This window comes from Ferrimicrobium sp., assembly GCF_027319265.1.
Lineage (GTDB): Bacteria > Actinomycetota > Acidimicrobiia > Acidimicrobiales > Acidimicrobiaceae > Ferrimicrobium.
In genome coordinates this window covers 25,714-49,018 of the sequence record NZ_DAHVNP010000050.1, presented here as the reverse complement: position 1 = coordinate 49,018, position 23,305 = coordinate 25,714, and the positions used below count along the sequence as shown (strand labels likewise).

Below are 23,305 nucleotides of genomic sequence, written 5' to 3'. Positions count from 1 at the left end.
GGCGATTGTTCACGTCACACCTACCGATCTCCTGCGCGCAGCTCATCAAAATTCGCTCGGCCCACGACTCGGATGGCAGTGACGGTGGCGACGATGAGAGTGCCAAGGAGTACCAAGACGATGGCGATAAGCTCGTTGGCGATTGGAAGCGTGTAAGCAAAGTGGAGATAGTCGAAACCGGAGTCGATCTCAGGGAGTACGGGAAGTGCGAGTCGGGCACTCACCAGTCCGGCAGCGATCCCAGCAATTGCGGCGGCAATGACGAGAATCGTGGCCTCGAACACGTAGGACAGAATGAGTAGGGGCCGACGAAGACCAAGTACCCGCATGGCAGCAAACTCAGGGATCCTCCCTCGACCCTCTACCAAGAGCTCAAAGGCTAGACCCAGGAGTACGACACTAATCCCAGCGACAGCGGCGACTGGGAAGAGTCGAGCAGCAAGTCCCAGGGGTTCGTTGGCATAGGCTAGCGACAGGGTGCGCGCCGAGGTTACGGAGTCGACGGTAACTCCCTCATGACGAAGATATGTCAAGATAGTCGGGGAGGCGCCTTGAGCGAGCCAGATCTCGTTGGCGGCCAAGGAGGTCGATGACTGGGAAAGCTCTGCCTGGGTCAGATCGACAAGGTTGGCGTCGGATCCAACAGAGGGAAGCGCGTGGAGGAAGAGGATGGGACGGATGTTGATTGGGTTGCCATCAAGGCCATCGATCATCTTGGTCCCAATAGCCGTAACGCTAGGGGAGGAAGGGGTGGTGGTAGCAGTTTTGCTCACAATCGCCGGGAGGTACGTGGGGTAGGACGCCGGGATGAGGGCTATGGTGGCCCCACCAGTTGCGGGAAGTGCGCGAAACGAGAGGCGTCCGGGTTGTGATGAAAGCACCGTGGTGGGAGCCTTCAAGGCTTGCTTCCAGGAACTGGTGAGCACACCTGCGCCATCCGGGTTCCTGATGCCCCCGATGTGCTCGATCGCGATCGTGAAGGATGCCGAGGGGTTCACGACGCCGCCATTGGAGATGGCCAGATAACCAAGACCAGACAAGAGACACCCACCCTGTGCGCACGGTATCGATCTCCGCTGAGTGGTCGTAGTGCCGTCGATGGGAATGACGAGAATATCAGGCGTCTCCTGAGCTTGCGCGAACAGCGAGATGGTGAGCTCCACTTGGACACCCTTGGGGACGGTTCCTTGGGTTCTAGCGGTGATAGTCAAGGACGAGGCGTTCGTAGTGAAGGCCTTGTTCCCTAATGGATCAAGACGATGTGCGATCGTGGTAGCTGAGACTGTATCGAGGGCACGTGGCCAGGATGCCGCATGAAAACGGCTTGCTTGTACTGCCAAGGTGGTGTCGTTTTTGGAACGATAGAGTTCAGCCGCCATCGCTGCGTGACCCCCTGGATCCGCACGGTCAACAGCAGCGACCAACCCGAGGTTCTTTGGTAGTGAGACGGTGAGCACTCTGCTATCCCCCACCTCATATTGGGCTACCACACTGCGGTGCCTACTTATGACCGACTGGGCGCCAAAACCAAAGATGACCAAGGCGAGAGCCATCCCAAAGGGGATGATCTGGCGGAGCATGCCTGGGTGATGGAGGAGTTGACGGACACTGAGATACCAGGAGATCGTGCGCCCGCGACGGGTGATGCGACGGGCCACACGAAGACCAAGACGGGTCAGCGACACCACGATGATCGCTAAGCCAGCACCGAGAAGGGCTGGAGCCGCACCCGCCAATGGGTCTACCCCGCTCGATGTTGTTGGGGCAATGACGAGCTGGGCAGTAAACACAGCGGCTACGGCCACAATGAGCACATCGGTGAGGGTTCGAAAACGCCCCTGATCTCTTATCGCTGAACGTGAAGACTCGAAAATACTTCGTTGAAGTGCCCTGATAGCTGCTGCCAAGGTGACGATGAGGGCAGCGACGATGACGATGAGACCAGCGAGGTAGGTCTGTGGTGGGACATAGAGCTGGCTTCCTGGAGTAAAGTAGGCATGACTAAGGACCGAAACCGTGAGGTAGGCACCGAGGTAGCCGAAGGGACTTGCGACCACGAGGATGAACAGTGGTTCTCCAATAACACGCCAGATGATGCTTTTGGCCCGTACCCCTCGCAATTGGGCCAAACGGAACTCCATCATCCGGGATTGCACCATCCGCCAGATGAGGGTTCCAAAGACAACAAGCGCAAGGAGCACTAACTCCACGATGATGATGCCGACCAACGTCGCCATTGAGCTTTGTGTGGCAATGATCGTACGAATCTCCGACGACAGGCCGGACGAAGCCGTGAGGCCATCTTGAGAGGCAACCAGGTCTCGATATCGCCCAATGACTGATGCAGGTTGCCGAAAGTTGTCGATATTGATGACTGTTGGCCGAAGCGACATCTGCAGCTCTCGGTCGACCCCCTCGTAGCTACTCGTACTGACGTTCGTTGTCGCGTCAAAAGTTGCTTTCCCACCAAAGAACCCGGGCATCACAATCATGGGGTCCAGGGATACAGGGTAAAACGACGAGCCAAAGGTGAAGTACTCCTCGTGCCACCAGTAGCGGCTTGCGATATCTGGAATCGCGTAGATACCCACGATGCGGTAGCGTGCACTTGCGGCTGCTCCTGGAGAACCTGGCGCCCTGAGACCGGGGGCGGCAGTGAGGACTGATCCGACCTTGACTCCAAGATATTCCGCCGTTCGTTGTGAGAGGAGCACTTCGGATCTCGTGGTTGGACAGTGTCCAGCGTCAAGCTTGAGGTGAGCGCAGCTATCACTGCGCTCAAGGAAGGCGCTCGCTAGCAAGGTCCCTCGCAGGCTTTCTGGCGGTGTTACCATCGCGGGGACTTCGGCCGAGTAGATCGGATTGTTGAAGAGTGCCCGTCCATCCAAGATGGGGGCTCTTTGTTCGGCTGCGACAAGCTGTGCCTTTGCGAATGCTTGGACGGATAGCACTTTGAGGCCCGTCTTGATCACAGAAGCAGAGCGCAGCTCGCCAATCAAGACCGAATCTTGGGCAGACCCCAAATACATCGGCCCCACGGTCGCACCAAAGATTGTCACTACCGCAGCGATCAAGAGGAAGGTGAGCGCTCCAAGACGAAAGCGCAGTCCCCGTAGAAACAGTCGTATTCTCGTAAAAATCATTCGATCCTGATGCAATGGGGCTACCAGATGTGAATTTCTTCAGTCCGACAAGGCAAGGCGGCCCCGTCACGTTTTCCGAAGGCTCTAATCATCCCTTGTTTCCAAAAGTTCCGGAGCGCATGGAATGGCTGCCTGCAGGCCTCGCATAGCCCAAGACCGGCTTGCGACCACGACATTGCATCGATGGGATCGTCGTACCGCCTTGAACTGCAGAGTCAGCGCAATGAGTCGTTTTGGGGTGTCGTGCAGTGCCCACATCGTTGCTTTGACATCTGAATCTTCGCCCGTACCAGTCGCCATTCTTGCGTGGAAACCAAGCCCCACAGCGCAGAGCGCATCGATGCAGATTGGGAAGTAGGAGGTGGTCTTCGGGCACGCAAAGACTCGTGGACGCGACAGCGTCTTTCGAAGTAAACGACGATAGCTTCGCGCCCTCCCCTCCGCTACTTGTCGCCGCCAGTCCTGGAGGTGTCTTTGCCAAACGGGATTCGCAGGTCACTAAACCGTTTTCAGTCTCCAAGCCAGTACGTCACCGACTGATGGCCACCTCACCTCAGCCGGAGGATGTTGGTTGTCTCTACCATTAGCCCCGCTATGGCCACCACGTTCGCCATGACGATCGTCAAACATAACTACGAACCTAACACATTGTGGCGACGATTACACGATATTGTGCTGAAGTTCCCAAAGTTTATGAGCGCGCAAGTTGTTTGGCAGGCGCTGCCTGGGGGCGCTAGTGCGAGACAAGATGTGCCTTGGGCGGTACTCCTTGTGGTGTGAGTTCCTGACTGAGGACGTGAGCACACTGGTAACACTGTCGCCGTGCTCCTTGGAATGGTTGATCTGATGGAAGTCGGTGTCGCGCGAGAGGAGTGGTGGGCGCATCTCAAGCCGTCCTTGGACCTGGAGCGTTACCCTCGCTCAGCAGGGGATCCAGACGAGCCAACACCAGACGAGCCAACACCAGACGAGCCAACACCAGACGAGCCAACACCAGACGAGCCAACACCAGACGAGCCAACACCAGACGAGCCAACACCAGACGAGCCAACATCGATGAGCATTGGCAACGGGAGCCGAGCTGGTCGGCGCTAGGTGGTGCGACGGCAGCACAGGCTGGCACAGAGCGGTTGTCCAAAGCCACACCACTTTCTGGCACGTACAGCTGCACGCTGTAGCAAGATGCCTGGGGCTGTCCCTGGTCCCGCCACGCGCAAAGACTCGTCGATTCCGGGTTGAAGGGACCAGGCTTATCGTTGGGCTGTGAGCTCGCTGTCCCAAGGCAGGTCTCGTCTTGTGAGTGAGGGCCGGTGGATCCAGATGTGTTCGCTGTGTCGTGAACTCCTGCAGGCACATATTTGAGAAATAGCTGTAGGGTTTCTGTGGTATGGCTGAATTTGTGTCGATCGTCACATTGCGCTACACTACAGATATACGGAGTCGGCAGGGGTGTTTGGGGGACACCTCCGTCGGCTCTTTTGTTTTGACGCGGTGAAGCTAGCGCCGAGCAGGTTCGATGAACGCTCCGCTCGTATGCGGTTAACCGCGAAGTGATGAGGGATCAGTGAGGGTTCGCTTGGAGTTTCGCGATGAGAGCCCGAGCGACGAAGAGTTCCGTGCCCGCTAGGCCCGTTGAGAGGTACAGTTGGAGACCAGGGGGGTCGGCGCTTGCACTCGGAGCTGGCTCGTAGGCAGTCCAGCGTGGTGGGTTAGCTTTGTCGGTGAGTGGTCTGAGATAGCCCAGCGGGACGACCCGACTCGCCGCAATGATTGCCTCCTGGCCCTCTGCTTGCATCTGTGCGACTGAGTCCGAGGTGATGCGTCGGGCTCGAGCGAAGAGAGACTCTGGAAGCTCGCAGGCGTCACGCCGCTTTGGCCCCAAGGTGAAGATGGTGCAGGAGTCACTGATCCATGAATCCTCGATGACCGGTTCCGATGCCCCCGTGGCGATTATCAGAAGGTCGACTTCGTGACACGTGGCTTGGGCGCTCACCAGCGCACGAGTCGTGATTCCGAGTTCACGCTCGACTCTTTGGGCAAAGGCGAGATTGGCTTCCTGGTTGCGACGGTGTGAACGCACTTCCCTGATGGAATGGACCGCGAGAATGGCCCATAGCTGGGCAAAGGCCTGCGCTCCCGCGCCGATGACCCCGACGGTGAGTCCGTCGCCAGCTGGAAGAAGGCGAACGGCGGCTGCCGCCCCAAGCGCTCCGGTGCGTCGTCGTCCGAGTTCGGGGCCCACGACGACCCCGGATAGCCGGCCGGTCTTGTCCCAGACAGCGGTGAGTTGGTCATCGTACTGGTTGGGAAAGGTGTCATAGGCTCGAAAACCGTAACCCTGACGAAAGGCACCGCTGGTGAAGACGAACGAACCCTCCCCGAGCGAGCTCTGCTGTCGGGCAGGAGCGAACAGCGTTCCACTCTGATACTCGCTGAGTGCCTCCTCAATCGCTTGGTAAGCTAATCCCGCATCGAGGTGGGCGGCGACCATGGCATCATCGACGAGGGTAACGGTCAACGGGGCTCGAGTTCTGCTACGTCGATCACAAGCTTCCCGCGCACATGACCCTCCATCGAGGCCGCGAAGGCGGCTTTTGTCTCCGCGAGAGCAAAGCGTTCTTGAATCTCAACGTGGAGTTGACCGGAGTTGACCAGATTACTGAGGGCATCAAGGTCATTTGATGAGGGTTGAACAAATACGTAATGGCCACCGTGGGCAACAATGGATGGGTCGGCGATCGTAGCTATGCGTTCTGCTCCCTTGAGTAGGTTGATACTCTCCTGCAGTGGCTCGCCGCCGTAGAGGTCGAGAACTGCCGTCGGCTTAATGGTCTCGAGTGTCTGGCGGGCGTCGGTGGGATGTGCGACGGGATGTGCGCCAAGCGACGCAAGGTAAGCATGATTGCCAGGGGATCCGGTGGCGTAGACTTCAGTTCCAAGGGACCGGGCGATCTGGATGGCAAAGCCTCCAACGCCCCCAGCTCCTCCGATGACAAGCAAGCGGTCCTCCGCATCGAGATGAAGGCGATGGACGAGTGCTTGGTAGGCGGTCAGGCCAGCTAGGGGGAGTGCGGCCGCCTCTCCGTAGGAGAGCGAGGTGGGACGCTGTGCCAATACCCGCTCTGGGACCGCAGTAAATTCCGCAAACGTCCCATGGTGGACAAAGTCCATGCGGGCGTAGCCAAAAACCTCATCGCCGACGCGTACCTGGGTGACCGATGGGCCGACTTCCTGCACGATGCCAGCGAGATCCCACCCGGGAACGACGGGAAAGACCGAGGTCATCCGCGATCGCAGGCCTCCCGACATCAGCTTCCAGTCCACGGGATTGACTGAGGCAGCAGCGACCTGGACTAAAACACTGTCGGGTCCGAGATCAGGACGGTCAAGTTCACCGTATTCAAGGACATCGAGAGCACCAAACGTGTTGTAGAAGACGGCTTTCATGCTTGAGCACCCCTCTCTGAAGTGACGTACGATCGTATGACCTTTATCGAGTTTATGCGAATTGATCAGAGTCCAGTTGGCGGATGGGTCTGGAGGTGACACCCTAGAGCGATCGAGCGAGTATTCCGCGCTGGCGAGCCAACGGATACCCTCCGATGGCCCTAAGGAAGACGACTATTCTGTCACTTCCAATGGCACTCGGTGTTGCGGTAGGTTCCAAAGCGCCTACACATACGGTCTCCGCGATCGCTACATCCGCCAACCTCTGCGCCGAGCGCGAGCGGATCGAGATCCGTGAGTTGGAGTCTCCCTGGACGTTCGGGCGTTTCAGCCGCCTGAGCGTGCCCTCGGTCAAATCTTCTCCTGCAATGGTGGTTGAGGCGGACTCCGAGGAAGATCTGGTCGAGTCGCGGCTTGGTGGCCGGTGCGAACGACAGATTGAAGTCGCTGTCAAGGTAACTTGACACAACCCTCATGCTTCGATAGGCTGGACGTGCATCTGCGCAATTGCGCGTGAGAGAGGAGGTTGGTGATGGCTGAGGTGTTGGTCGAGGATGGAAAGCTCCACTTTCATTTCACGACGATGGAGCACGTTCTCGGGGTCCATCGCGATCAATCGGTTGCTCTTGCCAGCGTGCAAGAGATCCGCCTGGTGGATGAGCCGATTCAGTCTGTCCATGGCCTTCGTGTTGGGGAGAGAATCCCTGGCCGCGTGGCCGTGGGGAGCTTTACGAGCGACGAACGGATACTCGCCGCGGTCCATTCTCATCAGCACAAGGGTCTGTTTGTCCGGCTTGTCGAGGGCCCGTTCGATGTGTGGGTGGTGGGGCTCGACGACCCACAAGCAACGGTGCGCGCACTCTCTGACGCAGGGCTCTCCGTCAAGCAATGACGGAAGCGCTGGAACCCTCCGAAGATGAGGTGTGCTGATCGCCATCGAACGTAGGTCGTGACGGGAAAACGTGTGGGTCATGCAAAGGTGTGTCGAGGGAGTTGACGAGGTGGCGATCATGATGTTTGGAATAATGGACGCAATCGTTGTACCGTCGGGCCGATGAACAGTTCCGAGGCCAATCCGAACGATCGTGATGTGATGATGAATGATGTGCTGTTTGTTGGGGGGTTGGCAATGGCGGCGGAGGTGACGCTGGCTGGGCTTCGTGGGGAGGCCGAGGTGGACACACTCGACGTGATTGCATCGGCACGAAGTCTTCGTCTACTCACTGACGACGCGATCGCGAAGCTAGTTCGACGAGCTCGTATAGAACACCAGTCATGGGCGGCGATCGGCACGGCGCTCGGAACCTCACGCCAGGCGGCCTTTGAGCGCTATGCTACCGATGCGGAGCGTGAGCCCAGCACCGAAGAGCATGCGGTCCGTCTCCCCGTTGCATCAGCTCGCGGGGTTGCCCGAACGTTTCTCGATGCTTTCTTCACCCGAGAGTTCAAAACATGTCATATGCTGAGCGATCCACAGCTTGCGAGGGGGCTACCCGAGCCCGTTTTGGCAACGCTGCTCGAGTCTATTCGTCAGGATTTAGGGGAGATCTTAGAGGTTCGAGAGTCTCGTATCACCCCCTACGGATCAATGCAGATTGTTGACACTCCCGTCGTGTTGTCGCGAGGAACGCGAATAGTCAGGGTAGTGGTTAACCAGTTAGGTCTCGCCGGTGGCTTCTTCCTGCTTGCCAGCAAGGTCGACCTGCCCGTCGATGAGGGTGATGAGTGACCACGCCGTGCACGACCTTCGACCGGCCTCCTCGAGAATTCCTTGGTCGCAATCGCTCCTCTAGAAGCCGTGCTGGCCTGATTGCCTGAAAGGTTGCTTCGTGCGTTGTTAGGAGGGTGGGGTCGGCAAGCGGAGTGAGGGTCTCACTACGATTGGCGGCCCGGCTACGTGTGATCTCACCGGCGACCAAAGGATAGCCCAAGAGCTGATTCCTTGCGAGGAGATTCTCCACCCAAGGGTCCCTGTTACGAAGGTGATCCACCTCGATATCGACGTGTCGAAGAGAATCACCCGAGACGTCGTCGTCGATGCACTCGATCGCAGCCAAGTGCACTCTCCCCGAGGCTTACCAGACCACGGGCGCTCTCTCGCTCGATCAGTGCACGCAGAGCCTCGCGCACAAGAGCGCTCTTCCCTGGGATACCGTTGAGACGTTGTGCATCAACGATCAAGCTGTCATCGAGTGCAAGCGTGGTTCTCATGATGACGCCATCGCACTGATGCGATCGCGACAGGATGGTTATGCTCGCGCCTTGAGGTCGCCGACGGTTCCGTGTCCATCACGCCGGGACCAGCCGGTCGTGGTATCGTCGCCTGTCGATCGATGGGGAGCGGCTTGTAATCCCTAGCGCTGCGTGTGGCGGTGAATGCGTTGAACCGGTAACAGCTGGTTGGCCGGTGGGCGGACAACGAATGTGGCTATGCTCAGCATATGAGCACACTTGTCGTTATTCTGATCGTCATAGTCCTCGTGATCGTGCTTGCCTTAGCGCTCTCTGTGCGCATCGTCAAACAATACGAGATGGGTGTGGTCTTCCGTCTTGGTCGATTGCTGGGCACTCGTGAACCAGGTCTCCATCTGATCATACCGATCGTGGACAACCTCCGTCATGTGTCGCTGCGTATAGTGACGATGCCAATTCAGTCGCAAGGAATCATTACGCGCGACAATGTCAGCGTTGATGTCTCGGCAGTCGCCTACTTCCGCGTTGGTGATGCAGTGAAGTCGGTTGTTGCTATCGAAAATGTCGCGGTGGCGATTGATCAGATTGCCCAGACGACTCTGCGTAAGGTCGTTGGACAGCACTCGTTGGACGAGACGCTTTCAGAGACAGATCGTATCAACTTGGATATTCGCCAGATTCTCGATGTGGCGACATTGGATTGGGGTGTCGAGGTAACTCTCGTTGAACTCAAGGATATTCAACTCCCGGACAGCATGAAGCGGGCTATGGCGCGTCAGGCAGAGGCAGAACGCGAGAAGCGAGCCAAGATCATCAACGCTGAGGGAGAATCGATGGCGGCAGCGGCACTCGGCGATGCCTCGGACATCATGATGGCGCACCCGCTCGCCCTCCAGCTGCGTAACCTGCAGAGCTTGGTGGATATCGCCGCTGATAAGAACTCAACCGTGATCTTCCCGGCTCCATTGATGACCACCATCGCCGAACTCGGTTCCTTCTTGAGTGGGGAGAAGGCAGCTTCGCTCTTGCCGCTGGCGAGTCTCACCCCAATCGTTGCCACCGGCGATGAAACCAAGACAAAAGAGCCGCTCACTCCTGATGTACCGCTGGTTCCATAGACGTATGGATGATCAGGCGACGATGGGTTCGACTGTAGAGGGTGTGGGGGTTCGCTCCTTTTGGGCCGTGCTGTGGCATGATCGGCTGACCGGTGCGCTGTAGCGAACTGGTCAGACAAGAGTTGATAGGAGAGGTAGGCACAAACTTTGCCGAGGGCACAGCCAGGATGCGATACGAACGGGTCGCGTGGCGTCTTGTCTGTGTGGCCGAAGCGGACCTAGGGCCCCCAAGAGAGCGGTGATGTTAGCGAAGTTCCGCCTCAAGTTTTGCCAGCACCTCGGGGTCCTCGAGCCCGGTGACATCGCCGCTGGTGTGACCGTCTACGACCAATTCTTTGAGTAGACGGCGAACGATTTTTCCAGATCGTGTGCGGGGCATGGTGGAGAGAAGGTAGACGCTTTGTGGTCGTGCGATCGCCCCGATCTCGTCGGTGATCTTTTGTTTGAGCACGTCCTCAGTGATGTCGGTCGCGGAGGCGGATAGGGAGACGAAGGCGACCGGCACCTGTCCCTTTGTCTCGTCATCGACACCGACGACGGCAGCTTCGGCGACACCGGGCACGCTGAGAAGAGCGCTTTCCATCTCCATAGTCGACAGGCGGTGACCAGCGACATTGATCACTCCATCAACCCGCCCGACGACCCAGATGTGCCCATCGCCATCGACGAGAGCCGCGTCAGCAGTGTCGTAGCGGTGAGCGCCAAAGCGGGTGAAGTACTGGGCGCGATAGCGTTCCGGGTCGTTCCAAATGGTACGAAACATCGTTGGAAAGGGCTGGGTCAACAGGAGATATCCGACCTTACCGGGACCGACCGGTTCACCGGATTCATCGACAATCTCAAAGGCATGACCAGGGAGGGCCAGACCGCAGGAGCCTGGCTTGGAGTGAGTGACGCCCACGGCGGAGGAGGTCCAAGCGCTCCCAGTCTCCGATTGGCCATAGGTATTGTTGATCTCGATCTCAGGGGCGCCAACGTTGTCATGAACCCAGTTCCACGTCTTTGCGTCGAGGGGCTCTCCGACCAGGCCAATGAGCTTCAAGCTCGATAGATCATGTGCTTTGGCGAGAGATTCGCCGTTGCGAGCGAGCATCCGGAGGAACGTCGGTGCGGTGAAGATTTTGGTAATATGAAGTTTCTCAATCAGCTCATAGGCCCGGTCTGGCGTTGGGTAGTCGAGGGCTCCCTCAAAGGCCACCATCGTCGCTCCATGGGCGAGGCCACCAACGAGTTCGAAGATCGGGAAGGTGAGCCAGCCTGTGTCTGCCGTGCACCAATAGATATCCTCAGGTCCAAGATCGAGGGACCAGAGCACGTCATGGTACGTTCCCACCAGGAAGCCGGTCCCTGTGTGGACGAGGCCCTTTGGTTTGGCGGTTGTGCCACTCGTGTAGATGATAAAGGCGGGTTCGTTCGCCTCGATTGCGACGGGATCTGCACGGTTGGGAGTCGCGGCGAGGAGTTCGTCGAAGTAGTGGTCCTTGCCGGCTCGCATCGTCACCTTGGCACCTGTTCGGCGTACGACGACGACATGTTCGATGCTTTCGAGGCGATCGAGCACACTGTCAAGGGTGGCTTTCAGCGGTACGGGGCGGCCGCGCCGCATTGACTCATCAGCGGTGATGACGACCTTTGCTGAGGTATCGACGATACGATCGGCGAGTGCGCTTGCCGAGAAGCCGGAGAAGATGATGTTGTAGATGGCGCCGATTCGAAAGCACGCATGGACGGCGGCGAAGGTTTCGAGCAGATTCGGTAGGTATATTGCGACCCGATCACCCTTGGTGACACCGAGATCGGTGAGTGCTTGGGCAAAGCGGGCGGTGGTATCGAGCAGTTCCTCGTAGGTCCATGATCGTTCGGTCCCATCCTCACCAACCCAGTACAGCGCGACTTTAATCGGATTGGCACGAGCGTGACGGTCGATACAGTTCACGCTCACATTCATCGTGGCACCATCGAAGAAACGATATCCGGTTGCAAAGTCACCACCGAGTGCGACACTAGATGGCCAACCGTCCATCCACTCGAAGCTGTTGGCGACCTCCTGCCAGTAGGCACCGAGATCTCGAAGGGATCGCTGATAGAGATCCCAAAACTCAGCCTCGGTCTTGACCGGTAACCGCGATGAAGGGGCGAGGGACGGCGGAACAAGTTGGCTATCACGCACCATTGGCGGTAGATCAGGCAGATTTTCGTTTGAAGTCATCATTCCCCCCTTGATTATGCGACTGATCGCTAACAGACCCAATCTATCGCTTATCGGTGTCACGAGCAACTTTTCTTTGTTGCCCCAACCAGGCGGGGAATGATGACAGAAGCCCGCGGCTTGCGGCCTAAGCTGACTGCTCCTCGTCGTCATCGACGACCACCTCATTGCCGCGATTGATCCAAGCGATGGTGCCTCCTGCTACCGAAACTGACTCGTAGCCAGCACTCCGGAGGGCCTCTGCAGCCCGTAGACTTCTACCGCCTGAGGCACAGATGACGTAGTGGCGAGTATTTGGGATGGCATCAAGGTTATCGGCCAGGGTGGAGAGTGGCACATTGACCGCTCCTGGTACGTGGCCAGCCGCATACTCCCACTCCTCACGGACATCGATGATCTCCATCTCATCGCCGTGGATAGCTTCGAATTCGTGAATTTGAATCTCGAGGTCCAAGGGACTCCTCCTTCGTGTGTTTCATACCTATTGGGGTATATTCATTCTACCGGGCCGAAGTGTGTTGGCGATGAGATGAGTGCCGGTCGTTGGTTGCGGAGTGGCCGACCATTATTTGTAAGCGACCAGTTCATGGGCGATATCGGGAATTCTGTGCGGCTTTGATGTCTCCGGCATTTCGAGATAGAAGAACATCCATATCTGATATCGTGACGGGGTGCGCGTGACAGGATCTTCTCATCGGCGGGTTGCTATCCATAGGTTGGAGGTTGAGAAGGTGTGTGGATGACTGGATAGGGGTTGTCGGGTTCGTGTCGGGGATCGCTAACGCTCCGCGGTCATTGACACAAAGAGGGGCGATGCCATGGGTGGACTCGAGCACCGTGACATGGCCGGAGTAACGATGTTCGCCGCAACCAAGTGGGGGCCGTTGCGCAGTGGTTGTCATTGAGGCTGGCGATAGACCGTATGGCCTGGACCACAGGGGTGATTCGCAGGTTCCGACTACGAAGGGGCTGCTGGTTTGCCAGGAGCGCGAGCTTTGGTGGCTAACTTCATCGTGATCCGTTGGGCGAGATCGGATGGGACGACGGTGTTGGGATCGCGCAAGGATCCAAGTGATGCGGTGACGCCGACCAACGACGTGTACAGGCTTGGACAGGTAGCACAGGAGGCGAGGTGTGCCTCAAGGAGAGAGGCCTGTTCTGCCGGGAGATCACCGTCGATGTAATCAGATACTTGGTAACGCGCATCCGCACAACGCATTACCACATTTCGATTTGCCACTTTTCGTTCTGCTCCTTTGGCGAGACTTGTCACGAGCATCATGCGACCGCGCCTGAGTCGTTGTTTGATGGCGGGTAGTGCAACCTCTAGCATGGTTGCGATTTCGGGTGTGGACCAGCCCTCCGCATCGTGAAGTACGACAACCTCTCGGTATTTGACAGGCAGATGAAAGAGAGCCTCCTGTAGTTCGCCTCTCAGCTCCAGTCGTTCTAGGATCATCTCGGCGTCCACTCGATAACGCTCGTCACTCCAGGTCGACTCCACCTCTTCAACCAAGCTTTCGTGTGATTGGTGCCGGCTGCGATCGATCGCGATATTCCTCAGAATCTGGTGAAGCCAGCTCCGCAGTGGTGTTTGGTTGTGGAACTGGGTTTGACGTTCCAGGGCTCGAAGCAGCGTCTCGCCGACGACATCCTCGGCCTCTGCGGGTCGACCGATTAGCGAGTACGCATAACGATAGAGACCTTGGATCTCCAGTGAGAGAAGGCTCCCAAAATCTGGTTCGGGAGCCTTCTGATCATCGTGTGTAACCATCTAGCAAAGACTACGCCCGATCAACACACTCCTGTGCATTCCGCTCTAGCGGCCCCGGGACATAGTGCCTATCGACCGATGTGGTGCTTCTTGCCGTCATCGCGGGTGCTGATCTTAGCCATGCTATAAAGCGGGCAATAGGACGTCGACCCCGTGACCACCATTACAGCTGCCACGATAAAGAGGACGATCCCCCAGGCGCTACTGGCCCCAACAATGAAAGCAAGGACGATAGCGGCGGCTGCGATTACGATTCGAATGATTCGGTCTGTGGTTCCAACGGTCTTTTTCATGATGTTCTCCTTTTTGAAGTTCTTGCTCTATAGACGGATGAGCCACGAAAAAGGATACAAATGCGTGCGAGATGTGCTTAGAGCTCGACAGCTGGCACTACCTCTGATGAGAACCTGATGGTTTCGATCGGCGAGTTTTGCTGTGGAGGCCGGGGGTGGTCCGGTACTTGCGAAGAGGAAGGATAGCGATATGAGCGCTCAACTGCGAGTGTTCAACTGCGCCTACTCAACCGTGGTTGCGCAGGTCCGATTGGACACGAACGACTGGGTGCTAACGGTCAATCGTAGGGTATCGGCGCGCCTGTGGCCCTACGTAACGATCGAGATTTACGATGACGCATGCACATGGGCACCGGTGGAACTCGCGACGAGCCAGCTCGTCATGGAGGATTTATGAATCACTCTGGTAATCTTGGTCAGCAACCACACGCCGAGCGGCGACAAAACCCAGACAAGAAGACCTCCAAAGATGAGTCCGGCCACGACATCGCCAGGGTAGTGCATCCCCACATAGACCCTGCCAAAGGCCAGGAATACCCCAACAAGGATCGCCAGCAACGTCATGAGCCGATCCCGGCTGAGCCAGAGTCCCACAATGACTGCACCAGCAATCGTTGCGTGTCCACTTGGAAAACTGAAACCATTCGTGCGGGTAAGGAGCACCTCGACATGGGCGAGAGTAAGGTAGGGGCGCCGCTCGGCAATCAATGGTTTCAAAACGTCGTGCGAGATCCCTTCGGCGATGATGGTGCCGCCTGCCGCCCACAACACCCTCGCTACACTTCGTTCTGGATTAGGACGTGAGCGTGCACGCCACCAAGCTACGAGAAGCAGGAGCGCGAGGAGACCAATACCGATCAGGTGAGCGTATCCGGCCATGAATCCATGTGCCCATGGGGTAGCGATAGCAAAGTGGTTTACATCGAGGTAGAGCTGGCGGTTGAGCCTTACGATCTCAGGTATTTTGCCTCCCAACAACACGTTGCTGCCGTTATGATGACGGAAGTTTAGCGATTGGCAACCAAACGTTTACCCTATACGATGTCGTTGGTCGACGCGCCTTAGTACCTCAGCGGACGCTGAGTGTCGTCCGGTAAGAAGGGGAGCGATGATCGGCAGGGAGTCCTCTGTTTCGCGATTTATGGTGCGGGCCGACCTTTGGCGACCTGCCTCGCGGTTCTCCATGAGTCGAAGTCAATGGCAACGACGCGCTCTCCGTTGATGCCATGGGACGAATCGGAGGCAAGAAAGACGATCGGTGGGCCCATAATCTCAGGTGGAAGCGCCTGGTTGCGAAGCTCCTCGGGCGAATCCTCCGGAATCATGCCCGTTACGGTGACGCCTCCGGGTAAGAGCGTGTTCACGGTGACTCCGGTACCATCGAGGTCCTTGGCCATGATCTCGGCAAGTGCTTCAGACCCGGCACGGGAAGGACCGTAGGGCACAAAGCCCTGGCGCACCATTGTCTCACGGTTCATGGAGATCATGATGATCTTGCCGGAGCCACGGGCCACCATTTTCGGAGCAACAGCGCGGGCGACGAGGAAGTACCCGGTGAGGTTCGTAGCGATCACTGCACGAAAACCCTCCACTGGCACTTCCCAGAATGGCAGTGGCGCTTCGAAGAAGCGGGGGTTGACGGTCCGCATCCCGATGCCTGCGTTGTTGACGAGGACATCGAGTTCGCCGAAGTGCTCGTAGACCTTCGCGACCGCTCCGGCGACTGCATCGACATCGCGCACATCCATCTCGATCGGCAAGACGTCAAAGCCTGAGGAGGCGAAGTGTCGAACGGTCGTAGTGAGCCGGGTCCCGCCACGGGCACAGACGGCGACACGGGCTCCCTGCTCGAGCAAGGCTTTAGCCATCGCGGCTCCGATGCCACTCGATGCACCGGTGACCATCGCTGTTCGTCCTCGTAGTGTCTCCATGTAGACGATGCTAGCGCAATGATGTAGACGATGCTAGTTCGAGGAGAGCGATCTTGTCTCGCTCAACTGTTCAAAAAACCGCAGGTCAGTAGCCCCAATCGTGTGCACCGCCGAGCGATCGTGCGCGCAGTTGTGCCTCGCCTGCCTGCGTGAGTCCTACCATCCGCCAGCCACGGTCGATGAATCCGCTGGCTTCGGCGACTCGTGCGGATGCGAGGTTACTTGGGGCGTGAAGGTAGGTAGGAAGCATTCCGCCCTCTAACACGCATTCTGCCGCCTGAGCAACCAACGCTTTGGCCAGGCCACGACCTCGCGCCTCTGGTTCGGTCACGACAGCGAGTTCTCGGGCAAAGCGATCATGGTGCTTGAGCCCAACTCCTGCCACGACACGACCGTCTTGACCGTATGCCACCAACACCTTGCCCCCAAAGGGGTGTAGCCACTCAGGGATTTGACTGCTGTCTGCCGGCACCCAAACGCCAGGTCTTCCCAGGTTTGGTGCATGGAATGCAAAACGAAAGTAGGCCATGAAGCAATGATCCTCTTCGATTGCGAGATGATCCGCAAGATGACCTATGACATCGGAGGGGCTTGCTTGGTGTCCCCCATCGAACTGCGATTGTAGGTGTTCGGTGTTGGGAGAGAATGCTTCGTTCGGCGAACCGTCTTGGGTTGGTTGACGACGATTGCGAGGTCGCCACTGATCTCGGTCGCCTGGTGCCGGGTTGTCGACGATGGGGGCGGTATGGATGAGGGGCTCCATGGAGATGAGAGTCCCGGCGGTGGGGGAGAAGATGCCCAGCAGCGTTCTTATTGAACCATCCCACATCGGTTCTCGGCGACGAAGTGTTGGCACAATCTGGAAATCTTCACTGGGGGGCCACGCCCCGAGGAGTTTGGTAAGGTGCTGGTCGAGGAGATCCCAACCGATGTGGTGAAGGCTGGCTGGTTCCACGGGAAAATCTTGCGCCACGCTTGCCATTCTAGGGCCAACACGATTGGATCTTACATTCCAGCTCTCGACGCCAGAGCGGTGAAACAAGCAACAGACGTGAGCCGGTGGTGGGCTGAGGACCGATCCAAGCGATGCTCGGCGAGGTCGACTAAGGTGGGTGGACGGGCTCATGTCCCATTGGGATTCTCTATGCGAATCAAGGAGTGTCATTGGCTACGGATCAGCCGGTTCCACGTCGGAGGCGTTCTGGTGAAGAACGCTTCGAGAGGCGTCAGGCCCACCGAGGCAGATGGGTGAAGTGGGGGATGCTCGCCTTCGGGGCGGTTCTCATTGTGTCGATTCCACTTGAGCTCCATCAGTTCTCGCAGGCGCAAGCTCTTGGCGCCAAGGAGGTCGTCCTCCGGTCGAGTGAACTGCAGTTTGGTACTGCACCGATCATCGACTTTGGTCCAAATGGTCGTACCGCAGTCGTTCATTTCGGTACGGGATCGTGGATCAAGCCGGCTGCACGGCATCTGTGTAACACGGTGGAGGCCTGGACTGGTGACGTGGAACACATTAGGGTTGGATTTTTGGAGACTAGTCAAGGGGCGACTGCGATTGTTGCGGCGTCGTGTCAGATGACCAGTGGCTTCACTCGTCTTGTCATCGGTCGCTATGCTCCGCCAGGTGTATTGGCTGCCGTCGTCTTGGCGGCCACCAAGAACGTAGCGATGGCGACCGTTATTGCCACACCTCAAACGCTTTATTTAGAGAACCCGGTCTATGGACAAGCCGCTGTTCCGAAGCGATTGACCAAGACGGCGATTGCCACGCTGTAGCGAGCGTTGTCCCTGCGACTCGGTGTGGTCATGGTGATGAGCAACCAACATGTCGAGGTCGACGATGGCTCCATCCGTTCCAATGAGGTTGCGGCGGCAAGTTCGCGCTCGGCGGTTGGTCAGGGGCAACGCGCGCCAGGACGACACTATGCGGAGCTGCCGGACCAGCGCAACGGAACCTAAGAGGGGCGAGGAAGGAGCATCTCAAGCTGCAGATGGCCGACGGGGCAAGTGAGGGTACGCGTTACTCCTTCAATGACCTGAATGCCCTCGACAACCTCGCTACCGATCTCTGGGAGCGTCTCTGCCTGCAGCAACGCGATGATGTCGTACGGCCCGGTGACATCATCAGCGCGGGTGACCAAGGGCAATGACCGTATGGCTGGCAGTACTTTCCCAACCGCTCCGATCTCTGTCTGGATTAAGACGTAGGCCTCCACACTTCTCCTTGCCTGCTCTGGTCCCTGGGACTAGACTACCGTAGTCGGAGGGCGATGCGTGGCGCTCATGGGCAACTTCAGTTCCCATAGCGTTTATGAGTCGGTGGGGGTCGTGGTCGCTCGCCTTCGCGACGGTGGGTTGGTATCAAAAGTGACGGTAGGTAGAAAGTTCTGCAGCTATGGAAGGATCCCGAGATGAGTGGGAGCAAAGGAGACGTTATTTTCCCTCTGAACGTCGCTTCAACTATGATGATCCGCTGGCGCTTCTCAGGCTCGCCCTGCATCGAGACGCCGTCGACGATGGTCTCGAATCCTATCGTGATCCAGCAACCGGTGCTACCGTCCTCTGCTCTACCACCCTATTGGATCAAGGAATCTGCTGCAGTCTTGGCTGTCGACACTGTCCCTATACCGGCGGTCGCCGATTGGTGATCCCTGGAATCGTGGACGAGTGAGGACCGATCGGCCTGCTCGATGGCGTACGGAGGCGATCTCGTTGAGCACGGAGGGGCTCCACGATGCCTGGCCGGTCCTTGGCCCTGAGGAGCGACTCTGTCGGATTGGCGAGCCCATTGATCGTGCGTTGGTCCTCGGTTCATCTACCGCTTCGCATGCTTTTGATATCGAACGTGCCAGGCGGGACGGTCTCACGGTGGTGCGACGCGGCAGTGGTGGTGGGGCGGTCCTGGTCGAACCTGGATCCCAAATCTGGCTCATGCTGTATCTCCGACTCGACGACCCGCTCGTGCCTTGGGACCTTGGCGCCTCTTTTCTTTGGTTAGGAGCTGCAGTCGCTGGCGTTCTTCGCGGTCTTGGACTCAGGGCAGACGTTGTCGAGGAGCGCCAGCCACGCACCGATCTTGGCCGATTGATCTGCTTTGGTGATCTCGGCTTTGGCGAGGTCACTGTTGCGGGTGCCAAGGTGCTTGGATTGGCACAACGGCGTTCCCGCGGGCAAGCGTGTTTCCAACTCTCGCTGTTGTGGTGGGAGCACCAAAGTACGCTCCGCGATCTGCTTGTAGCCGATCAAATGCTGGATCAACCACTTCGAGTGGCTGGGTTATCACCTTTAGTTAGCGTTTCACGGCAAAACCTGCAAGATCAGGTTGTTCGGGCCATCACTGCGCTGTAGTCGTACATCAGTACGTATATAACCGGTTTCGGGTAAGAAATAGTCATGTTTTGACCTTTTCATGCCGAAATTTCGGGTGCCAGTGGGTAATTGTGGGGTAAAGTGGGGCCCATTGGTTGGTAGTGGAGAGGACAGTCCGTTCGGTGTGGCAGACAGGTGAGGTAAAGGCGAAATTTTTCGGTGGCTACACCCACTCTCTTGATCTCAAGGGTCGTTTGACATTGCCTGCTCGCTTCCGCACTAGCTTCTCTGATCGATGTTATGCGACACCGTCGCAATACGGGGACTCATGCATCGTCATCTGGACGGTCGAAGACTTTGATAGCTTCGTGAATGCGGTACCACCACAGAGTTGGGATGAGTCTCTTGAGCGTCGTCGGCTACGTGATTGGAGCCGTCAAGCCTTTGATATTGAGATTGATCGCCTCGGCCGCATTGGTCTGCCGCAACCGTTACGGACGCTCGCGGGCCTCGATCACGAGGTTCTGGTCAATGGGGCATTTGGAACCGTTGAACTCTGGGATCCGATCCGGTGGAACGAGTACCAAGGAAGCACTCTCAGTGAGTAGCGAACCCAAGGCAGCGGAGCCCTTCGATGGGTCACCCGGCCAGGCCGGCGATGCAACTACGGAGCTGCGAGGGAACCCCTTCGTGCACGCCCCAGTGCTAGTGGACCGTGTCGTTGAGGGATTTAGCGAGCGTGTGAGTGCCTCTGTCACGATTGTCGACGCGACCGTTGGCCTCGGCGGTCATACACAACGAATGCTTGATGATCTCAGCTGGACCCATGTGGTCGGCGTTGACCGTGATCGGCAAGCGTTGGCTCGCTCGCGAGAGCGGTTGGCACCCTATGGTGATCGCGTTCGACTTGTCCATGGACGGTTTGGCGACCTAACGGCCGTGACGGCGCCGCTCACTCGTGCTGCAGGTGTCTTGGCTGACCTCGGAGTGTCGTCGATGCAACTCGATGACCCAAACCGTGGGTTTTCCTTTCGATTTGATGCACCACTCGACATGCGGATGGACCAAGACGGCGGCTCGATGACGGTGGCACAGTATTTAACCACGGTAGCACCCAAGGATCTCGTCGCTGTGTTACGAGCGAACGGTGTTGGATCCCTGGCGAGGCGATACGCCGATGCGCTCAAGGGTCAGCTGCCCGTCACCACCGGTCAATTAGCCGAGGTGATTGCGACGGCAACGCCGGCGCGGCTCCGAGGTGGTCGTCTTCATCCAGCCACCAAGGTCTTTCAGGCGCTACGCATCCGTGCGAACCAGGAGGAGGAGGAGCTTGTCCACTTCCTACCGGCCGCATTTTCCCTACTCGATTGCGGCGGTGTGCTGCAGGTAATCAGCTATCACTCGGGTGAGGACCGTTTGGTTAAGCGCTTTGCGCGTCTTGTTGAGACAGGGGGTTGTCTCTGTCCACCGCGAGTCGGTTGTACCTGTGGGGCTCGGCCAGTTGGCACCCGCCTCACCCGACACGCAATCGTCCCCTCTGAGGAGGAGCTCACCCATAATCCCCGTTCGCGCAGTGCCCGTCTGCGGGTGCTGCGACGTAGTGATGACGACATCACTGAGGCGATCAAACGATACTGGGAGCAGGTCCCCTTGTGGCACGGGTAGTTGCACTTCCACAGAGTCCGCCGAGGGAACGACCACGTCGCCAACGCCCTGAGCTGGTACTAGTTGAGCCGACCCGGCGAGTCGCCAAGTCGCATACGCTACGCAACATCGTGATCTACCTGATCGCCATTGCGTTGATGGGGATGGTGGTGCTCGCACGCATCGCGATCGAGTTAGAGGAGTCGTCGGTTGGACAGCTCCAGACAGAGATTACCCACGCCCAGCGTACGCAGAGTGATCTCCAACTCGAAGTAGCGCAACTCTCGTCACCAGAGCGCATCATGAGCTATGCGAGCGCCCATCTCCATCTGACACTACCTAACTCCGTTGAGGTCGTTTCCGGTACGAGCACCAAGAACGCGGTCCCCCTGCCTCAGTCGGAGGCGACGAACCCAAGCCTTCCACTCCCATCGGGGCAGGTACTCAGTGGCAACTAAAAGGAGAACGCGACGTACTCGCGTAACGTTGTTGGTGTGCGCGATCGTGACGCTTGCGTTGGTGGTGCAGCTGTTGCGTGTGACCTTGCTCGCCTCGCCGAGCTATACGAACCTCGCCGTGCAAGAGGCAGAGACCACGGTGACACTTCCCGGTCTTCGTGGGTCGATCCTTGGGCGCAATGGCGAGGTACTGGCGATGTCGGAGCTGCGCGATACCGTCATCGCTGACCCGCTCTTGATCAAAGATCCTGCTCCTGAAGCTGCGACGTTGGCCAAACTCCTGGCGCTGCCGGTGACCCAGGTTGAGGGTGCGCTTACCGTGAAGGGGGGATACTCTGTGGTAGCCCAGTTGGTGACCCAATCGGTTGGTGCAACCATAGAGTCAATGGCACTCAATGGAGAGCTCCCGGGGATTAACGTCACACCAGGTCAGGCTCGCTACTATCCAACGGGCTCGCTCGCGGAGCCAGTCATCGGAAGGGTTGGGGCTAATGACAATGGTCTCTTTGGTCTGGAGTACCAGTATCAGAACCTTCTCGCTGGTAAAAATGGCTATGAGGTCGAACGGACGGCGGCTGGCAATCTTCCACTACCGGATGCCCTCGTTAAGCGGCAGGCGCCAGTACAAGGCAAGAACCTGGAGCTGACGATCGACCCCAGACTGCAGGCATACGCAGAGCAGGCTGTTGCGGGAGAGATCCAAAAGACGAACGCCATCGGCGGGACCGCGGTCGTGATGGATGTCGCTACTGGGCAGATCTTAGCCATGGTCTCTCTCACGGCCCCACCGCTACCCGGAGCCCAACCGTTAGCCAACGGAGCCCAACCAGTTGATGTCACCCGTGCCCTCCCGACCCAAAGTTGGATCAATCAAGCGGTGGCCTACGCGTACGAACCCGGATCAGTGGCCAAGATCGCGACCTTCACCGCCGCTCTCCAGGACCACCTGATCACCCCAACCTCTACTGAGGTGGTGCCGGGCCAACTCAACATCGATGGCTCTATCTTTCATGATGCAGAGCCTCACCCCACTGAGGTGCTCTCGATGCGCCAGATCCTAGCGCAAAGCTCGAACGTCGGCACGATCGAGATTGCTCGGCGCCTGGGCCCCACTCGTCTCTTGGCCTCCTTTGAACGCTTTGGTTGGGGAGAGCCAACTGGACTTGCGTTCCCGGGGGAGACGCAGGGTTATCTGAAACCGGTGAGTCAGTGGTCACCGACTGCCATTGGTTCGACCCCGATTGGGCAGGACCAGTTGGTGACGCCGCTGCAGGTCCTTGACTCGTATAATGCCATCGCCAACGGTGGCGTCATGGTGACACCAAAGCTCGTGCTCGGCACCGTGAGTGCCAACGGTCATCTCCTTCCGATGTCCTCACCGAATCCGCGTCGAATCGTCCCAAAGACGATCGATGAGGAGATGATCCATCTCTTGTCTGGAGTGACGGGGGCCAATGCGACAGCACCGGACGCAAACATCCCCGGGTATGTGGTGGCTGGCAAAACTGGAACCTCACAGAAGCCGTTGCATACCCAGGCGGGCTATCAGATGGGTGCATACTGGGGTACGTTCGTCGGAATGGTGCCAGCCCAGCACCCTGTTTTGAGTGCGGTGGTCATGTTGGACCAACCGGTTCCGATCTATGGTGGCATGACGGCTGCACCAGTCTTTAGCCAGATTATGCGCTACGCACTCGCCCGTTATGGTGTCACTCCTACGGGTGGGGTTGACTCTGCATTACTACCCAAGCTACCGAAGTCTTCTTCCTCAAGGTCGCGCGAGTGA

Annotated in this window: 25 protein-coding genes; 12 read left to right on the top strand and 13 right to left on the bottom strand. The window is 58.0% G+C overall.

From position 1 onward, the window contains the following. Window positions 1-20: 20 nt before the first annotated feature. The 4 genes from M7439_RS07885 to M7439_RS07870 form a co-directional block, all read right to left on the bottom strand. Window positions 21-3,143, bottom strand: a complete 3,123-nt coding sequence (locus M7439_RS07885; RefSeq protein ID WP_298341692.1) for an FtsX-like permease family protein — start codon at window positions 3,141-3,143, stop codon at window positions 21-23. Between the two features lie 886 nt (window positions 3,144-4,029). Then, window positions 4,030-4,281: a hypothetical protein gene (locus M7439_RS07880; protein WP_308464448.1), complete on the bottom strand. Its 252-nt coding sequence runs from the start codon at window positions 4,279-4,281 to the stop codon at window positions 4,030-4,032. A gap of 423 nt (window positions 4,282-4,704) precedes the next feature. After that, on the bottom strand, window positions 4,705-5,661 hold the full coding sequence (locus tag M7439_RS07875) for a hypothetical protein (protein WP_298341695.1): 957 nt from the start codon (window positions 5,659-5,661) through the stop codon (window positions 4,705-4,707). Beyond that, a complete protein-coding gene (locus tag M7439_RS07870) occupies window positions 5,658-6,590 on the bottom strand; it encodes an NADP-dependent oxidoreductase (protein ID WP_298341698.1) in 933 nt (310 codons plus the stop codon). The genes M7439_RS07875 and M7439_RS07870 overlap by 4 nt, the downstream gene beginning before the upstream one ends. 155 nt (window positions 6,591-6,745) lie before the next feature. Here M7439_RS07870 and M7439_RS07865 point away from each other — a divergent pair, with 155 nt between their 5' ends. The 3 genes from M7439_RS07865 (at window position 6,746) to M7439_RS07855 (ending at window position 8,319) form a co-directional block, all read left to right on the top strand. After that, complete coding sequence (locus tag M7439_RS07865; RefSeq protein WP_298341700.1) at window positions 6,746-7,054, top strand: hypothetical protein; 309 nt, start codon at window positions 6,746-6,748, stop codon at window positions 7,052-7,054. Between the two features lie 68 nt (window positions 7,055-7,122). Beyond that, window positions 7,123-7,482: a hypothetical protein gene (locus M7439_RS07860; protein WP_298341702.1), complete on the top strand. Its 360-nt coding sequence runs from the start codon at window positions 7,123-7,125 to the stop codon at window positions 7,480-7,482. 198 nt (window positions 7,483-7,680) lie between these two features. After that, on the top strand, window positions 7,681-8,319 hold the full coding sequence (locus M7439_RS07855; protein ID WP_308464447.1) for a hypothetical protein: 639 nt from the start codon (window positions 7,681-7,683) through the stop codon (window positions 8,317-8,319). A gap of 287 nt (window positions 8,320-8,606) precedes the next feature. Here M7439_RS07855 and M7439_RS07850 read toward each other — a convergent pair whose 3' ends face one another. Beyond that, window positions 8,607-8,801: a type II toxin-antitoxin system VapB family antitoxin gene (locus tag M7439_RS07850; RefSeq protein ID WP_298341707.1), complete on the bottom strand. Its 195-nt coding sequence runs from the start codon at window positions 8,799-8,801 to the stop codon at window positions 8,607-8,609. 230 nt (window positions 8,802-9,031) lie between these two features. On the opposite strand from M7439_RS07850, the gene M7439_RS07845 reads away from it, so the two are divergent. Beyond that, window positions 9,032-9,901, top strand: coding sequence for a slipin family protein (locus M7439_RS07845; RefSeq protein WP_298341710.1), 870 nt, complete (start codon window positions 9,032-9,034; stop codon window positions 9,899-9,901). A gap of 244 nt (window positions 9,902-10,145) precedes the next feature. Here the strand turns inward: M7439_RS07845 and M7439_RS07840 are convergent, their stop codons facing one another. From M7439_RS07840 to M7439_RS07810, 7 genes are all read right to left on the bottom strand, one after another. Continuing rightward, window positions 10,146-12,113, bottom strand: a complete 1,968-nt coding sequence (locus M7439_RS07840) for an acetate--CoA ligase (RefSeq protein WP_308464446.1) — start codon at window positions 12,111-12,113, stop codon at window positions 10,146-10,148. A gap of 124 nt (window positions 12,114-12,237) precedes the next feature. Beyond that, window positions 12,238-12,564 (bottom strand): rhodanese-like domain-containing protein, encoded by a 327-nt coding sequence (locus tag M7439_RS07835; protein ID WP_298341716.1) that lies wholly within the window; start codon window positions 12,562-12,564, stop codon window positions 12,238-12,240. A 504-nt stretch (window positions 12,565-13,068) separates the two neighbouring features. Next, window positions 13,069-13,884 (bottom strand): sigma-70 family RNA polymerase sigma factor, encoded by an 816-nt coding sequence (locus M7439_RS07830; RefSeq protein ID WP_298341719.1) that lies wholly within the window; start codon window positions 13,882-13,884, stop codon window positions 13,069-13,071. Between the two features lie 68 nt (window positions 13,885-13,952). Further along, window positions 13,953-14,177 carry a DUF2892 domain-containing protein gene (locus M7439_RS07825; RefSeq protein ID WP_298341723.1) on the bottom strand — a complete coding sequence of 75 codons (225 nt, stop codon included), beginning with the start codon at window positions 14,175-14,177 and terminating at the stop codon, window positions 13,953-13,955. A 327-nt stretch (window positions 14,178-14,504) separates the two neighbouring features. After that, window positions 14,505-15,158, bottom strand: a complete 654-nt coding sequence (locus M7439_RS07820; RefSeq protein ID WP_298349670.1) for a phosphatase PAP2 family protein — start codon at window positions 15,156-15,158, stop codon at window positions 14,505-14,507. 158 nt (window positions 15,159-15,316) lie between these two features. Then, on the bottom strand, window positions 15,317-16,108 hold the full coding sequence (locus tag M7439_RS07815; RefSeq protein ID WP_298341730.1) for an SDR family NAD(P)-dependent oxidoreductase: 792 nt from the start codon (window positions 16,106-16,108) through the stop codon (window positions 15,317-15,319). An 85-nt stretch (window positions 16,109-16,193) separates the two neighbouring features. Then, window positions 16,194-17,063, bottom strand: coding sequence for a GNAT family N-acetyltransferase (locus M7439_RS07810; RefSeq protein ID WP_308464445.1), 870 nt, complete (start codon window positions 17,061-17,063; stop codon window positions 16,194-16,196). Between the two features lie 209 nt (window positions 17,064-17,272). Here M7439_RS07810 and M7439_RS07805 point away from each other — a divergent pair, with 209 nt between their 5' ends. After that, window positions 17,273-17,884: a hypothetical protein gene (locus tag M7439_RS07805; protein WP_298341736.1), complete on the top strand. Its 612-nt coding sequence runs from the start codon at window positions 17,273-17,275 to the stop codon at window positions 17,882-17,884. A gap of 36 nt (window positions 17,885-17,920) precedes the next feature. Continuing rightward, window positions 17,921-18,067, top strand: a complete 147-nt coding sequence (locus tag M7439_RS07800) for a hypothetical protein (protein ID WP_298341738.1) — start codon at window positions 17,921-17,923, stop codon at window positions 18,065-18,067. Here the strand turns inward: M7439_RS07800 and M7439_RS07795 are convergent. Next, window positions 18,064-18,324, bottom strand: a complete 261-nt coding sequence (locus tag M7439_RS07795) for an Lrp/AsnC family transcriptional regulator (protein WP_298337045.1) — start codon at window positions 18,322-18,324, stop codon at window positions 18,064-18,066. The genes M7439_RS07800 and M7439_RS07795 overlap by 4 nt on opposite strands. A 179-nt stretch (window positions 18,325-18,503) precedes the next feature. Here M7439_RS07795 and M7439_RS07790 point away from each other — a divergent pair, with 179 nt between their 5' ends. The 6 genes from M7439_RS07790 to M7439_RS07765 all read left to right on the top strand — a co-directional run bounded on the left by M7439_RS07790 (window position 18,504) and on the right by M7439_RS07765 (window position 23,305). Beyond that, window positions 18,504-18,779 carry a DUF5522 domain-containing protein gene (locus tag M7439_RS07790; RefSeq protein ID WP_298341741.1) on the top strand — a complete coding sequence of 92 codons (276 nt, stop codon included), beginning with the start codon at window positions 18,504-18,506 and terminating at the stop codon, window positions 18,777-18,779. A gap of 41 nt (window positions 18,780-18,820) precedes the next feature. Further along, window positions 18,821-19,456, top strand: coding sequence for a hypothetical protein (locus tag M7439_RS07785; RefSeq protein ID WP_298341744.1), 636 nt, complete (start codon window positions 18,821-18,823; stop codon window positions 19,454-19,456). Window positions 19,457-19,578: 122 nt separating this feature from the next. Then, window positions 19,579-20,025, top strand: coding sequence for a division/cell wall cluster transcriptional repressor MraZ (locus tag M7439_RS07780; RefSeq protein WP_298341747.1), 447 nt, complete (start codon window positions 19,579-19,581; stop codon window positions 20,023-20,025). Next, the gene (gene rsmH / locus M7439_RS07775; protein WP_298341750.1) at window positions 20,018-21,082 is read left to right on the top strand and encodes a 16S rRNA (cytosine(1402)-N(4))-methyltransferase RsmH; all 1,065 of its coding nucleotides are present in this window, start codon (window positions 20,018-20,020) and stop codon (window positions 21,080-21,082) included. The genes M7439_RS07780 and rsmH overlap by 8 nt, the downstream gene beginning before the upstream one ends. Then, window positions 21,070-21,519, top strand: a complete 450-nt coding sequence (gene ftsL, locus M7439_RS07770; RefSeq protein WP_298341753.1) for a cell division protein FtsL — start codon at window positions 21,070-21,072, stop codon at window positions 21,517-21,519. Before rsmH ends, ftsL begins: the two co-directional genes overlap by 13 nt. Before the next feature lie 46 nt (window positions 21,520-21,565). Further along, the gene (locus M7439_RS07765; RefSeq protein ID WP_298341756.1) at window positions 21,566-23,305 is read left to right on the top strand and encodes a penicillin-binding protein 2; all 1,740 of its coding nucleotides are present in this window, start codon (window positions 21,566-21,568) and stop codon (window positions 23,303-23,305) included.

Coding starts and splice junctions, on each gene's coding strand:
- M7439_RS07885 (WP_298341692.1), bottom strand. CDS start 3,143: ATGATTTTTACGAGAATACGACTGTTTCTACGGGGACTGCGCTTTCGT.
- M7439_RS07870 (WP_298341698.1), bottom strand. CDS start 6,590: ATGAAAGCCGTCTTCTACAACACGTTTGGTGCTCTCGATGTCCTTGAA.
- M7439_RS07865 (WP_298341700.1), top strand. CDS start 6,746: ATGGCCCTAAGGAAGACGACTATTCTGTCACTTCCAATGGCACTCGGT.
- M7439_RS07860 (WP_298341702.1), top strand. CDS start 7,123: ATGGCTGAGGTGTTGGTCGAGGATGGAAAGCTCCACTTTCATTTCACG.
- M7439_RS07850 (WP_298341707.1), bottom strand. CDS start 8,801: ATGAGAACCACGCTTGCACTCGATGACAGCTTGATCGTTGATGCACAA.
- M7439_RS07845 (WP_298341710.1), top strand. CDS start 9,032: ATGAGCACACTTGTCGTTATTCTGATCGTCATAGTCCTCGTGATCGTG.
- M7439_RS07840 (WP_308464446.1), bottom strand. CDS start 12,113: ATGATGACTTCAAACGAAAATCTGCCTGATCTACCGCCAATGGTGCGT.
- M7439_RS07830 (WP_298341719.1), bottom strand. CDS start 13,884: ATGGTTACACACGATGATCAGAAGGCTCCCGAACCAGATTTTGGGAGC.
- M7439_RS07825 (WP_298341723.1), bottom strand. CDS start 14,177: ATGAAAAAGACCGTTGGAACCACAGACCGAATCATTCGAATCGTAATC.
- M7439_RS07815 (WP_298341730.1), bottom strand. CDS start 16,108: ATGGAGACACTACGAGGACGAACAGCGATGGTCACCGGTGCATCGAGT.
- M7439_RS07800 (WP_298341738.1), top strand. CDS start 17,921: ATGAGCAACCAACATGTCGAGGTCGACGATGGCTCCATCCGTTCCAAT.
- M7439_RS07790 (WP_298341741.1), top strand. CDS start 18,504: ATGGAAGGATCCCGAGATGAGTGGGAGCAAAGGAGACGTTATTTTCCC.